Genomic DNA, 13,536 nt, shown 5'->3' on the forward strand with positions numbered 1-13,536 from the left:
ACTTCTCTCAACGAATTTGTGGGCCGATGAATCGGCTCTTGGCTTCAACGTGGACGCTGTCGTCGTCGGCATCCTTGAGGATGAATTTCACCTCGTTGGTGCTCGACGGCAGTTTTTCCGGTGCCATGGACAGTTCCACTGGCTGGCTGAAAATCTCCCCGGCGGCGACTTTGATCTCGCGCTTGCCTTGCAGCTTGAGGTCCGGCAGACCGGAGGCTTCCAGTACGTAGGTATGGTCGCGCTGGTCCTTGTTCATGATCTTCAGGCTGTAAACGTTCTCGATCCGGCCTTCGGCGTTCTCGCGGTACAGCACGCGATCCTTGCTGACGTCGAAACCGACCAGTGAACGCATGAAGAACGCGCCCGCCAGCAATCCCATCATGGCCAGCAACACCAGGGCATAGCCGATCAGGCGCGGGCGCAGTTTATGGGTTTTTTGCCCGGACAGGTTGTGCTCGGTGGTGTAGCTGATCAGCCCGCGCGGGTAGTCCATCTTGTCCATGATGCTGTCGCAGGCATCGATGCACGCCGCACAGCCGATGCATTCGATCTGCAGACCGTCGCGAATGTCGATGCCGGTCGGGCAGACCTGGACGCACATGGTGCAATCGATGCAATCGCCCAGGCCCTGGGCCTTGTAATCGATACCTTTCTTGCGCGGGCCACGGCTCTCACCACGGCGCGGATCGTAGGAAACGATCAGCGTGTCCTTGTCGAACATCACGCTCTGGAAACGCGCATACGGGCACATGTAAATGCACACCTGCTCACGCAGCCAACCGGCGTTGCCGTAGGTGGCGAGGGTGAAGAAGCCGACCCAGAAATACGACCAGCCATCCGCTTCGCCGGTAAAGAAGTCGATGGTCAGCTCGCGGATCGGCGAGAAGTAACCGACGAAGGTCATGCCGGTGACGAAGCCGATCAACAGCCACATCGAGTGCTTGCTGAGTTTGCGCAGGAATTTGTTGGCGCTCATCGGCGCCTTGTCGAGCTTGATGCGCTGGTTGCGGTCGCCTTCGGTGACCTTTTCGCACCACATGAATATCCACGTCCAGACACTCTGCGGGCAGGTATAACCGCACCACACCCGACCGGCGTACACGGTAATGAAGAACAGGCCGAAGGCGCTGACGATCAAGATCCCGGAGAGCAGGATGAAGTCCTGGGGCCAGAAGGTCGCGCCAAAGATGAAGAATTTGCGCTCCGGCAGGTTCCACCAGACGGCTTGATGACCGCCCCAGTTCAGCCAGACCGTACCGAAATACAGCAAAAACAACCCGGCACCGCCCATCATCCGCAGGTTGCGGAACAGGCCGGTGAAGGCGCGGGTGTAGATTTTTTCTCGAGAGGCATAAAGATCGACGCTGTTGTTCGCGTCTTTGGCAGGCGGTGTGACGTCGTGTACCGGAATCTGATTGCTCATCATTGCATCCCACGGCAGTGGAAAATGCCTCGGTCAGTACATGCCGACCGCGGTCAAAAAGAGGTGTTGCAGTGGCGCAATGATACGCCTGTCGCTCTAGTTCAAGGGTGCGACCTTTGGTCGCGTTGGGCAAATTCAATTGATGGTGTAGTGACTTGAATCAATTGACTTGTGGATTATGGACGTTTTTTCGTGATGCAGAATCAGAGGTGCGGCGATTCCTGGCCGTAGCGTGGCCGACGAGGTGAAGGCGAGCTGCGCACCTCATCCGTCCGGGAGGTCTGCCGCTGGAATACACGCCATAGCAGCAGTAACTTCATAGTTTGACGCATTGCAGTTTTAATCCAGCAAAACTCATAACTAACAAAGTTTAACTTGGTGGGGTGGTTGTTCGTCGGTGTGTGGCGGAAATATATTTATTTAATTGAGGTTAGTTGGTTGTTTGAAGTTTTCGTCTGTTTCCAATAAGTTAGTTGGGCGCGGCTTGCTGGTTGCGCACTTTATCTAATATTAATGGAAACGGAATTCTATGATTTCTAAGAAAGTTAAGCATTTTGTGCTGGGCGTTTGCCTGCTGTCTATGGCGCCTTTGGCCTATTCAATAGAAGGTGCTCCACGTCATATGATCTTCGCGTCGGATACGCAATATCCGTGGACGGACAAACTCGATCGCAGAGAGCCCGAGTCCCAGGCGGATTTCGATAAACGCTCGAAATGGCTGGTGGAGACCCAGTTTGCGAGTATTGTCGACTTCCGGAAAAACCATGCGCAATCCCATGTGCCACTGATGATCAATGGCGACATCACCGCTTTCGGTCACGGCTGGCAGCGCTCTTACATGAATTCGATGTTGAAAAAATACTTCAAAGGCGATTTCTTGTATGGCCTGGGTAACCACGATTATGAGAATAACGTGGATGATTGCTTCAGTAATAACTGTGCGGCCGGTAGTGTCGTGGAGTTTAAAGAGCATCATGAGAATAAGGTTGATAATTTTGATTTGAAAGTTACCGGTAATTTCCTGAGTCGGCTGTATTCCGGCAGTCTCGCCTATTCCAAAAACATGGGTGACGTCCATATGGTGCAGCTCAATAATGAGCCGACCTATGCCACCAGGATTTCTCATGCGTTAAACCCGACGACGTTCGACATCACCAGTACCCTGGATTGGCTTGAAAACGATTTGAGAGTCGCTCGGACTCAGGGTTACGCCATCATTATCAACATGCACAAGCCAATGGAAATGATGGGTGACAGTGAGCAGGCGCGGCGCTTTTACCAGATGATCAGGAAGTATGAGGTCACTGCTATTTTCGCCGGCCATCTCCATGATCAAGGTGGCGATGCCTATGACGTGAATGGCGTGCCGATGTACTTGAGCGGCGCTACTTCTCAGCAAACCTACCTGGTTGCCAGTTTCTCGGAGGATCGCAAGCAGTTGCAGATCAACCTGGTGAAGAACAATCAATGGCAGAGCCGAAAGCTGCTGGATACGGTGCCGGTGAAGTCGATCTGGGCCAGTCGCCCATGAAAAAGGCCCCGCCAGATCACTGGCGGGGCCTTCTTTGTTGCGTCAAGCGTATGCCTTACTGAGCATCTTCCGCAGGCGCTTTCTCACCATGAGAAAGGCTGTAGACGTAAGCGGCCAGCAGGTGAACCTTGTCGTTGCCTTGCAGCTGTTCTTGCGCAGGCATCTGGCCTTGACGGCCGTAACGGATGGTCTGCTGCAGTTGAGCGAAGCTCGAACCGTAGATGAACGCTGCCGGGTGAGTCAGGTTCGGCGCGCCCATGGCTGGCGTACCTTTGCCTTCCGGACCGTGGCACACCGCGCAATTGGCGGCAAACAGCTTCTGGCCAGCAACCGGATCGGCCTTGGTGCCTTCCGGCAGCTTGCGGCCATCGAGGTTGGTCAGCACGTAGCCGGCAACGTCGGCAACGCCTTGTTCGCCAATGACTTCAGCCCATGCTGGCATGACCGCATGACGGCCGCCCATGATGGTGGTCTTGATGGTTTCCGCTTCACCGCCCCAGCGCCAGTCGGCGTCGGTCAGGTTCGGGAAGCCATAGGCGCCCTTGGCGTCGGAACCATGGCAGACCGAGCAGTTGGAGGCGAACAGGCGGCCACCCATCTTCAGGGCTTGCGGGTCCTTGGCCACTTCTTCAATCGGCATCGAAGCGAACTTGGCGAAGATCGGACCGAACTTGGCGTCCGACTTGGCCATTTCCTTTTCCCACTCGTGAACGCCGGTCCAGCCGGTCTGACCGTTGGCGAACGCGGTCTGCTTCTCGTTATCCAGGTAGTTGTAACCCGGCAACAGGCCTTTCCAGTTGCCCAGGCCCGGGTACAGCACCAAATAGCCCAGGGCGAAGATGATGGTGCCCACGAACAGCATGAACCACCATTTCGGCAGTGGGTTGTCGTACTCCTCGATCCCGTCGAAGGAGTGGCCAACCGTTTCCTCTGTCTGCTCGGCGCGCTGGCCCTTGCGGGTGGACAGCAGCAGCCAGGTCAGGGCGAAGATGGTGCCGAGACTGAGGACTGTGACGTACAGACTCCAGAACGTAGTCATTCTTTGTTACTCCTAGAAGCTTGCTCGACGTGCTTGATGGCTTCGGGATCATCCGCGAAAGGCAGCAAGGTCGCGTCTTCAAACTCCGACTTGCGCTTGGGGCTGAATACCCACAACGCCAGACCGATGAAGGCCACCATCACAACAACGGTGCCCAGGCCACGAATCATCCCGATATCCATCCAATTCACCGTTTGCTTTTGATGATGGTGCCCAGGCCTTGCAGATAGGCCACCAGCGCGTCCATTTCGGTTTTGCCCTTCACAGCATCCTTGGCGCCGGCGATGTCTTCGTCGGTGTAAGGGACGCCGAGCGTGCGCAAGACTTCCATTTTCTTGGCGGTGTCTTTGCCGTCGAGCTTGTTTTCCACGAGGAACGGGTAGGCCGGCATTTTCGACTCGGGCACCACGTTGCGCGGGTTGTACAAATGCGCACGCTGCCAGTCATCGGAGTAACGACCGCCGACACGGGCCAGGTCCGGACCGGTACGCTTGGAACCCCACAGGAACGGGTGGTCCCAGACGCTTTCACCGGCAACCGAGTAGTGGCCGTAACGTTCGGTTTCAGCACGGAACGGGCGGATCATCTGCGAGTGGCAGCCGACACAACCGTTGGCGATGTAAATGTCGCGGCCTTCCAGTTCAAGGGCGGTGCGAGGCTTCATGCCTTCGACCGGCTTGTTGGTTACATCCTGGAAAAACAGCGGAACGATCTGGGTCAGGCCGCCGATGCTGACGGCGATAACCATGAAGAAGGCCAGCAGGCCAATGTTCTTCTCGACTGCTTCATGCTTCATCAGTGAGCTCCAACTACAGCAATCTGTTCAGCAGCTTTGGCTTCAGCCGGGTTCGAGGCACGTACGGTACGCCATACGTTGTAGGCCATGAACAGCATGCCGCTGGCGAAGAACGCACCGCCCAGGGCGCGAACGATGAAACCAGGATGGCTGGCTTGCAGCGCTTCGACGAACGAGTAGGTGAGGGTGCCGTCGTCGTTGATTGCACGCCACATCAGACCTTGGGTGATGCCGTTGACCCACATCGAGGCGATGTACAGAACGGTACCGATGGTCGCGAGCCAGAAATGCGTGTTGATCAGGCCGATGCTGTGCATCTGCGCGCGACCGAACAGTTTCGGGATCATGTGGTAGATCGCGCCGATCGAGATCATCGCCACCCAGCCCAAGGCACCGGCGTGTACGTGGCCGATGGTCCAGTCGGTGTAGTGCGACAGCGAGTTCACGGTCTTGATGGCCATCATCGGGCCTTCAAAGGTCGACATGCCGTAGAAGGCCAGCGACACAACCAGGAAGCGCAGGATCGGGTCGGTGCGCAACTTATGCCAGGCGCCCGACAGGGTCATCATGCCGTTGATCATGCCGCCCCAGCTCGGAGCCAGCAGGATGATCGACATCGCCATGCCCAGGGACTGAGCCCAGTCCGGCAGCGCGGTGTAGTGCAGGTGGTGCGGACCGGCCCAGATGTACAGGGTGATCAGCGCCCAGAAGTGCACGATCGACAGGCGATAGGAATAGATCGGACGTTCGGCCTGCTTCGGAACGAAGTAGTACATCATCCCCAGGAAGCCGGTGGTCAGGAAGAAACCGACCGCGTTGTGGCCGTACCACCACTGGATCATCGCATCAGTCGCGCCGGCGTAGGCCGAGTAGGACTTGAAGAAGCTGACCGGCAGGGACGCGTGGTTGACGATGTGCAGCATCGCCGTTACGACGATGAAGGCACCGTAGAACCAGTTACCCACATAGATATGCTTGGTGTTTCGCTTGGTGATGGTGCCGAAGAACACCAGACCGTAGGACACCCAGACGATGGCCAGCAAAATAGCCAGGGGCCATTCCAGTTCCGCGTATTCCTTGGTGGTGGTGTAACCCAGCGGCAAGGTAATAATCGCGCCGACAATGACCGCTTGCCAACCCCAGAAGGTGAAGGCCGCGAGGCTGTCGGAAATCAGTCGCGTTTGGCAGGTTCGCTGCACGACGTAATAAGAAGTGGCAAACAGAGCACAACCACCGAAGGCAAAAATCACCAGGTTGGTGTGCAACGGGCGTAAGCGTCCAAAAGTCGTCCACGGCAGACCGAAGTTCAATTCCGGCCATACAAGCTGTGAGGCGATGAAGACACCAAGCCCCATGCCAAGGATCCCCCAGACCACCGTCATGATGGCGAACTGGCGGACTACCTTATAGTTATAAGCAGTCGGACTGATTGCTGTGCTCATTCTAAGGTTCCACGGTTTGGGTGTTTTATTAGGAGTAAAAATCGGCCGCAAGTATGTAGAAAGCGGGGGGTCATTGCAACGCGCCATGACCTGGGTCAATGCTTTCAAAAGCTGATTCTGCGGCCTTTCCATGCGCCGCGTAAGGACAAAATCGGCCTCGGACAAAATGTCGCAGTGAACGAAAAAGATGAGGGGGTCAGGTCAGATGTTACGGGGTGTGTTCAAACACAACGATCGGGTGACCGATGGCAATTGGCACGACAGCCGGTATCTACCAGCCTTTGCGGCCTGTCATCGAGCAGATTCGTCGAACACATCGGGTTGAGTCGACCTGGAACCGGCTCATGCCAGTTCGCATCGATCAAGCTTAGACCCGAATCAGGTGAACCGAAAGGAGGACCAACGGAGGGGTGCGACACTTGGTCGCAAAGAGGCAGGGAACTGCCGCATCCGGGAGAATGCGGCAGTAGAGCGGTCGAGATTTATTCGCGTTTGCCTTCGGCTTGCAAACGCTCGGTATTCAGACCGTGGGACAGGCTGTACACGTAAGCGGCCAGCAGTTGCACCTTGTCGTTGCCGAGCAATTCGTTCTGCGCCGGCATATGGCCCTGACGGCCATGGCGGATGGTCTGCTGAAGTTGCGCCAGGCTTGTACCGTAGATGAATCCGGCCGGTTGCGTCAGGTTCGGCGCGCCCATGGCTTCAGTGCCCTGGCCGTTTGCACCATGACAGGCTACGCACGTGGTGCTGAACGCTTGCTGTCCGGCTTGCAGATCGGCGGTGTCGCCAGCCGGCAATGGCAGGCCCGCCAGTTCATGTCGCACATACGCGGCCACGTTCTTCACGCCGGTGTCACCGAGGATTTCACCCCAGGCCGGCATTGCCGCCATGCGACCGCCCATGATCGTGGTCTTGATCATCTCGGCATCACCACCCCAGCGCCAGGTGCTGTCGGCCAGGTTCGGGAAGCCGAAAGCGCCCTTGGCATCCGAGCCGTGGCACACCGAGCAGTTGGACGCGAACAGGCGACCGCCCATTTTCAGTGCTTGCGGGTCCTTGGCCACTTCTTCAACGGGCATGGCCGCGAATTTGGCGAAGATCGGCCCGAATCGCGTGTCTGCCTTGTTCATCTCCTTTTCCCATTCGTGGACGCCGGTCCAGCCGTCCTCGTAACCCGGCAGGATGCCTTTCCAGTTGCCCAAGCCCGGGTAAAGCACCAGATAGCCCACGGCAAACACCAGCGTGCCGGCGAACAGCATGAACCACCACTGCGGCAGCGGATTGTCGTACTCCTCGATGCCGTCGAAGCTGTGGCCCATGGTCTGGTCGACGCTGCCCTTGGTTTCGCCCTTGCGGGTGCCGATCAGCAGCCAGGTCAGGCCGATCAGGCTGCCGATGGTCAGTACGCAGATCCACGTACTCCAGAAGGTGGTCATGGCCGGGTACTCCTTGTGACAGGTTCTTGGGTGCTATCGGGTTGTGGCTCATCGGCAAACGGCAACAGGCGCGCTTCGGCGAATTCCGGGTTGCGCTTGCTGTTGAACACCCACAGCGTCAGGCCGACGAAGGCCACGAACACCACGACCGTACCGAGACCGCGGATCATTCCACTGCTCATCACGGTCACTATTTCGAAGGGTATGGTCATGGCTCACCTCTTGCTCTTGATGGCAGTGCCGAGCACTTGCAGGTAAGAAACGAGTGCGTCCATTTCGGTCTTGCCCTTGAGGCTGGCGACGGCGCCGCTGATGTCGTCATCGCTGTACGGCACGCCGAGGGTGCGCATGGTGCGGATCTTGGTTTCGGTGTGGCCGCTGTCGACCGCTTGCGTGACCAGCCAAGGGTAGGCAGGCATTTTCGACTCCGGCACCACGTTGCGCGGGTTGTACAAGTGCGCACGGTGCCAGTCATCCGAGTAACGTGCGCCGACCCTTGCCAGGTCCGGCCCGGTGCGTTTGGAGCCCCAGAGGAACGGGTGATCCCACACGCTTTCCCCGGCCACCGAGTAGTGCCCGTAGCGTTCAGTCTCGGCGCGAAACGGTCGGATCATCTGCGAGTGGCAACCGACACAGCCTTCGCGAATGTAGATGTCGCGACCTTCCAGTTGCAGGGCGGTGTAGGGCTTCATGCCTTCCACCGGTTTATTGGTCACGTCCTGGAAGAACAGCGGGACGATCTGGGTCAGACCGCCGATGCTCACGGCCAGGACCATCAGCAGCATCAGCAGGCCGACGTTTTTCTCGATTGTTTCGTGTTTCATGGCGGACTCCTCAGGCCATCTGCGCGGCAGCGGCGACTTCGGCAGGCTGCGAGGCCCGCACGGTGCGCCAGGTGTTGTAAGCCATCAGGAACATGCCGCTGAGGAAGATCGCACCGCCCACCAGTCGCACGACGAAGCCTGGGTGGCTGGCCACCAGGGTTTCGACGAAGGAGTAGGTCAGCGTGCCGTCTTCGTTGACTGCGCGCCACATGAGGCCCTGGGCGATGCCGTTGACCCACATCGAAGCGATGTACAGGACGGTGCCGATGGTCGCGAGCCAGAAGTGCGCGTTGATCAGGCCGATGCTGTGCATCTGCGCACGACCAAAGATTTTCGGGATCATGTGGTACAGCGCGCCGATGGAAATCATCGCCACCCAGCCGAGTGCGCCGGCGTGAACGTGGCCGATGGTCCAGTCGGTGTAGTGCGACAGCGCATTGACCGTCTTGATGGCCATCATCGGCCCTTCAAAGGTCGACATGCCGTAGAACGCCAGGGATACCACGAGGAAGCGCAGGATCGGGTCGCTGCGCAATTTATGCCAGGCGCCCGAGAGCGTCATCATCCCGTTGATCATCCCGCCCCAGCTGGGTGCCAGCAGGATCAGCGACATCACCATGCCCAGAGACTGTGCCCAGTCCGGCAGCGCGGTGTAGTGCAAGTGGTGCGGACCGGCCCAGATGTACAGGGTGATCAGCGCCCAGAAGTGCACGATCGACAAGCGATAGGAATACACCGGGCGCTCGGCCTGTTTCGGCACGAAGTAGTACATCATCCCGAGGAAACCGGCGGTGAGGAAAAAGCCCACGGCGTTGTGGCCGTACCACCACTGGACCATGGCATCGGTGGCACCGGCGTAGACCGAGTAGGACTTGGTGAAACTCACCGGCAGCTCAACGTTGTTGACGATATGCAGAATCGCCACGGTGATGATGAACGCACCGAAGAACCAGTTGCCGACGTAGATGTGTTTGGTCTTGCGCTTGGCCAGCGTGCCGAAGAACACGATGGCGTAGGCGACCCAGACGATGGTGATCAGGATGTCGATCGGCCATTCCAGCTCGGCGTATTCCTTGGAGCTGGTGTAACCCAGCGGCAGGCTGATGGCCGCCAGCAGGATCACCAGTTGCCAGCCCCAGAAGCAGAACGCGGCGATTTTCGGCGCAAACAATTGGGTCTGGCAGGTGCGCTGCACCGAATAGAACGAACTGGCGAACAGGGCGCAACCGCCGAACGCGAAGATCACCGCGTTGGTGTGTAATGGGCGCAAGCGGCCGAAACTGGTCCACGGCAAATCGAAGTTGAGTTCAGGCCAGACCAATTGGGCTGCGAGAAAAACCCCGAGCCCCATGCCGACGATGCCCCACACCACCGTCATAATGGCGAATTGGCGGACCACCTTGTAGTTGTAGGCGGTACTGATAGAAGTGTTCATGGTTCCCCATCCACGGTTCAGCCGAAGTGAAGGCCCGTCTTTGCGAGTAAGCCGCGCAAGGCAGACGCTTCCTTCGCCTGGAGTTATAGGCAGACTAAAAGCGAGGCAAGCATGGACAAAGAGCACAAGGCCAGTATTGACGGGGATCAATGGGCGCGGTGTATGCAGGATCATGGATGGTTGTGGAATGCCGCCTCAGGACCTGCATCGACCACGTTGATCCTCGCCCACGGTGCCGGTGCGCCGATGGACAGCGGCTGGATGAACGACATGGCTGCGCGCCTTGCGGCTCAAGGCGTCAACGTGTTGCGCTTCGAGTTTCCATACATGGCGCAGCGGCGTGTTGACGGGGGCAAGCGCCCACCGAATCCGGCACCGAAACTGCTCGAGTGCTGGCGTGAGGTCTATGCCGTGGTGCGACGCCATGTCACTGGGCGTCTGGCCATTGGCGGCAAGTCCATGGGCGGGCGGATGGCCAGTCTTTTGGCGGATGAGCTGGAGGCGGATGCGCTGGTGTGCCTCGGTTATCCGTTTTATGCGGTGGGTAAACCGGAGAAGCCTCGGGTTGATCATCTGGCGGCGCTGAAGACGCCGACGTTAATTGTGCAGGGTGAGCGGGATGCGCTGGGGAATCGTGAGGCCGTTGAGGCTTACACGTTGGCACCGAGTATTGAGGTGTTTTGGCTGGTCGCGGGGGACCATGATTTGAAGCCGTTGAAGGCTTCGGGGTTTACGCATCAGCAGCATTTGGCGGCTGCGGCGAGTCAGGTAGCTGCGTTCCTGCAGTGAGATTTTTGCCGGCAGCGATGGCCTCTTCGCGAGCAAGCCGGCTCCCACATTTGATCTTTGCCGGACACTAAATCTGTGTTCACTGAAGATCGAATGTGGGAGCGGGCTTGCTCGCGAATGCTGTCTGTCAGGCAATACACATTCAAAACTGGCAATAAAAAACCCGGAAGCTTCCGCTATCCGGGTTTTTACATTCGTGCATCAATCAGCGGTTAAACCGCTCCACCAACGAATACTGGGTATTCGCCGTCTTCGTCAGCTCTTCACTCAACAACGCCGAGTGTTGAGCCTGTTCCGAAGTCTGGTCAGCCAGCTGCGAGATGTTGCTGATGTTGCGGCTGATTTCTTCGGCAACAGCACTTTGCTCTTCGGTCGCCGCCGCAATCTGGGTGGTCATGTCGGTGATGTTGGCCACCGCTTCGCTGATCCCCACCAGTGCCTGATCTGCTTCCAGTACCCGCGCCACGCCTTCTTCAGCCTGGCGATGCCCGGCTTCCATGGTTTGCACCGCGGTGCTGGCGGTTTGCTGCAGCTTGGCGATCAGCGCGTGAATCTGCCCGGTGGATTCGCTGGTGCGTTGCGCCAGTTGACGTACTTCGTCAGCCACCACCGCAAAACCGCGACCCATTTCACCGGCACGCGCCGCTTCGATGGCGGCGTTCAGGGCCAGCAGGTTGGTCTGGTCGGCGATGCCTTTGATCACATCGACCACACCACCGATTTCGTCGCTGTCCTTGGCCAGTTGGGTCACGGTCAGGCCGGTTTCACCGACCACCACCGACAAGCGCTGGATGGCTTCGCGGGTTTCCCCGGCGATGTCGCGACCGCGACCGGTCAGGCGATTGGCTTCCTGAGTGGCGTCGGCGGTGCGCTGCACGTGGCTGGCGACTTCCTGCGTGGTGGCGGCCATCTGATTGACGGCGGTGGCCACTTGCTCGGTTTCGACGCGTTGACGTTCCAGGCCACTGGAGCTGCTGTGAGCCAGGGCGTCGGACTGCTTGGCTTGCTCGGTCAGGTGCTCGGCGGTGTCCTGCAGGCGAGTCAGGCAGGTTTTCAGACGCGCTTCCTGGCTGAGAATCGACATCTCCAGACGTGCCTGGGCGCCACGACTGTCGGTGTACATCTGCGCAATCAGCGGGTCGGAGGTGGTCTGCTCGGCCAGCCGCAGCAAGCGCTTGAGGCCACGCTGTTGCCAGCTCAACCCCATCAGACCCAACGGCACCGAGAGTCCGGCGGCGAGCGCAAAGCCCCATTGGGACGTGAGCGTGGCGCCGATCATGAAGCTCAGCTGACTGACCAGAATGAACGGCAGCCAGTCCTGAAGCACCGGCAGCCATTTGTCTGTTGAAGGAATCGCCGACTTGCCCAGATTGATGCGCTGGTAGAGCGCTTCGGCACGGCGGATCTGTTCGGCAGTGGGTTTGACCCGCACCGACTCGTAACCGATCACCTGATTGCCTTCGAACACCGGTGTGACATAGGCGTTAACCCAGTAGTGGTCACCGGTCTTGCAGCGATTCTTGACAATGCCCATCCATGGCAAGCCTTGTTTCAGTGTGCCCCACATGTGCGCGAACACCGCCGCCGGGACGTCGGGGTGACGGACCAGGTTATGCGGCGCACGGATCAGTTCTTCGCGGGAAAACCCGCTGATTTCGACGAAGGCGTCGTTGCAGTAGGTGATCACGCCCTTGGCATCGGTGGTGGAAATCAACCGTTGCTGAGCCGGGAAGGTCCGTTCGCGCTGTGTGGTGGGCTGGTTGTTACGCATGGCTTTTTCAATCCGCAAGGCTTTGAGAGGTTGTCGGCGGTGTCAGGATTTTATTGAAATATTTTTCAATAATCAGTGGCGCGTCGCAAAATGGCCATTGCATCAGCCGGCGAGCATCGGGTAGGTGAACAGTGCGAAATGCAGCAGGTTCAAGCCGAAATGGGTGGCGATGGCCGCCCCCAATCCGCCAAAACGGTAGGCCAGACCATAGCCGACACCTGCCAGACTCGCCAGTAGCACCCATTGCCAACCCGCGCCCGCGTGCACCAGGCCGAACAACAGCGAGGCGAGCAGCAATGCCAGGTTTTCGCCGTAGGGCAGGTGTTTGAAGTGCCGGCTCAGCCCACCCTGGACGTAACCGCGAAACAGCGCTTCCTCCACCAGTGTCACTAGCAGCAGATTGTTCAGCACCCACACCCCGGCTTGATCCGGCCACTTCGGCGCCCAACTGATCATGCCCAGCAAGAGTGCACCACCCAAGGCGAGGACGGCGCTCAGGGGCAGGGCGAGGGCGGTGGCATAGATCGAAAGCCGCAGCGAACGCCGGCCGACGATCCACGGGCACGCCAGTAACAGCCAAAAGCCGATCAGGGGCTTGTCCTGATTCAGGTACATGGAAAACGGCACGGCATCGTCGGTAAAGCGTTGCGGGTCGATGCCGCGACCGTTGTAGAAACCGGGCAGCCAGTGCATCGCCAGCGCCAGGGCGAGGATGATGAACACGCCGTGACCGAGGTAGCGAGCGATGGGCAGTTTTTGCTGGCGGACCGCGAAACCGGCGACGAGCAGCAACGCGACGGAGATGCCGGCCAGCCAACCGAGGTGGCCGAAGGTCAGAGCGAGGGTGTAACCGAGGGAGAGAAGGGCCAGGTAAGTCCATGGCAGGGCAATCATTTGAAGTCCTTGTGTCCGAAATTTTTCGGTTTGAGTCGATCCACTGTGGGAGCGGCGGTGCGGCGATCCGACTTGCTCGCGAAGAGGTCATAACATTCACCATCATCGTCGACAGCTAAACCGCTTTCGCGAGCAAGCCCGCTCCCACATTTAGAT

At 58.5% G+C, this 13,536-nt stretch carries 13 protein-coding genes; 2 read left to right on the forward strand and 11 right to left on the reverse strand.

Features of this window, described 5'->3' with window-relative positions:
* Nucleotides 1–7: 7 nt before the first annotated feature.
* Nucleotides 8–1,423 carry a cytochrome c oxidase accessory protein CcoG gene (ccoG, locus tag ACA051_RS10635; protein ID WP_497309551.1) on the reverse strand — a complete coding sequence of 472 codons (1,416 nt, stop codon included), beginning with the start codon at nucleotides 1,421–1,423 and terminating at the stop codon, nucleotides 8–10.
* Nucleotides 1,424–1,952: 529 nt separating this feature from the next.
* Between ccoG and ACA051_RS10640 the strand changes: the two genes are divergently transcribed.
* On the forward strand, nucleotides 1,953–2,954 hold the full coding sequence (locus ACA051_RS10640; RefSeq protein ID WP_497374686.1) for a metallophosphoesterase family protein: 1,002 nt from the start codon (nucleotides 1,953–1,955) through the stop codon (nucleotides 2,952–2,954).
* A 55-nt stretch (nucleotides 2,955–3,009) separates the two neighbouring features.
* On the opposite strand, the gene ccoP (ACA051_RS10645) is transcribed toward ACA051_RS10640, so the two are convergent.
* The 8 genes from ccoP (ACA051_RS10645) to ccoN (ACA051_RS10680) form a co-directional block, all read right to left on the reverse strand.
* Nucleotides 3,010–3,993: a cytochrome-c oxidase, cbb3-type subunit III gene (gene ccoP, locus ACA051_RS10645; RefSeq protein WP_497309555.1), complete on the reverse strand. Its 984-nt coding sequence runs from the start codon at nucleotides 3,991–3,993 to the stop codon at nucleotides 3,010–3,012.
* Nucleotides 3,990–4,175 carry a CcoQ/FixQ family Cbb3-type cytochrome c oxidase assembly chaperone gene (locus tag ACA051_RS10650; RefSeq protein WP_003175465.1) on the reverse strand — a complete coding sequence of 62 codons (186 nt, stop codon included), beginning with the start codon at nucleotides 4,173–4,175 and terminating at the stop codon, nucleotides 3,990–3,992. Before ACA051_RS10650 ends, ccoP (ACA051_RS10645) begins: the two co-directional genes overlap by 4 nt.
* A gap of 5 nt (nucleotides 4,176–4,180) precedes the next feature.
* The gene (ccoO, locus tag ACA051_RS10655) at nucleotides 4,181–4,789 is read right to left on the reverse strand and encodes a cytochrome-c oxidase, cbb3-type subunit II (protein ID WP_018925301.1); all 609 of its coding nucleotides are present in this window, start codon (nucleotides 4,787–4,789) and stop codon (nucleotides 4,181–4,183) included.
* Nucleotides 4,789–6,231: a cytochrome-c oxidase, cbb3-type subunit I gene (ccoN, locus tag ACA051_RS10660; RefSeq protein ID WP_010456410.1), complete on the reverse strand. Its 1,443-nt coding sequence runs from the start codon at nucleotides 6,229–6,231 to the stop codon at nucleotides 4,789–4,791. The genes ccoO (ACA051_RS10655) and ccoN (ACA051_RS10660) overlap by 1 nt, the downstream gene beginning before the upstream one ends.
* 482 nt (nucleotides 6,232–6,713) lie before the next feature.
* A complete protein-coding gene (ccoP, locus tag ACA051_RS10665; protein ID WP_497374688.1) occupies nucleotides 6,714–7,667 on the reverse strand; it encodes a cytochrome-c oxidase, cbb3-type subunit III in 954 nt (317 codons plus the stop codon).
* Nucleotides 7,664–7,861 carry a cbb3-type cytochrome oxidase subunit 3 gene (locus ACA051_RS10670; protein WP_497310564.1) on the reverse strand — a complete coding sequence of 66 codons (198 nt, stop codon included), beginning with the start codon at nucleotides 7,859–7,861 and terminating at the stop codon, nucleotides 7,664–7,666. Before ACA051_RS10670 ends, ccoP (ACA051_RS10665) begins: the two co-directional genes overlap by 4 nt.
* 21 nt (nucleotides 7,862–7,882) lie before the next feature.
* The gene (gene ccoO, locus ACA051_RS10675; protein WP_497309559.1) at nucleotides 7,883–8,491 is read right to left on the reverse strand and encodes a cytochrome-c oxidase, cbb3-type subunit II; all 609 of its coding nucleotides are present in this window, start codon (nucleotides 8,489–8,491) and stop codon (nucleotides 7,883–7,885) included.
* 10 nt (nucleotides 8,492–8,501) lie between these two features.
* Entirely contained in the window at nucleotides 8,502–9,926 is a 1,425-nt protein-coding gene (gene ccoN / locus ACA051_RS10680) for a cytochrome-c oxidase, cbb3-type subunit I (RefSeq protein WP_497309561.1), read from the reverse strand.
* 111 nt (nucleotides 9,927–10,037) lie between these two features.
* Here ccoN (ACA051_RS10680) and ACA051_RS10685 point away from each other — a divergent pair, with 111 nt between their 5' ends.
* A complete protein-coding gene (locus ACA051_RS10685) occupies nucleotides 10,038–10,715 on the forward strand; it encodes an alpha/beta family hydrolase (RefSeq protein ID WP_497374690.1) in 678 nt (225 codons plus the stop codon).
* A gap of 205 nt (nucleotides 10,716–10,920) precedes the next feature.
* Here the strand turns inward: ACA051_RS10685 and ACA051_RS10690 are convergent, their stop codons facing one another.
* On the reverse strand, nucleotides 10,921–12,486 hold the full coding sequence (locus ACA051_RS10690) for a methyl-accepting chemotaxis protein (RefSeq protein ID WP_497309564.1): 1,566 nt from the start codon (nucleotides 12,484–12,486) through the stop codon (nucleotides 10,921–10,923).
* 102 nt (nucleotides 12,487–12,588) lie between these two features.
* Nucleotides 12,589–13,380 (reverse strand): CPBP family intramembrane glutamic endopeptidase, encoded by a 792-nt coding sequence (locus tag ACA051_RS10695; protein ID WP_497309566.1) that lies wholly within the window; start codon nucleotides 13,378–13,380, stop codon nucleotides 12,589–12,591.
* Nucleotides 13,381–13,536: the final 156 nt, after the last annotated feature.

The organism is Pseudomonas sp. LBUM1669 (assembly GCF_059695705.1).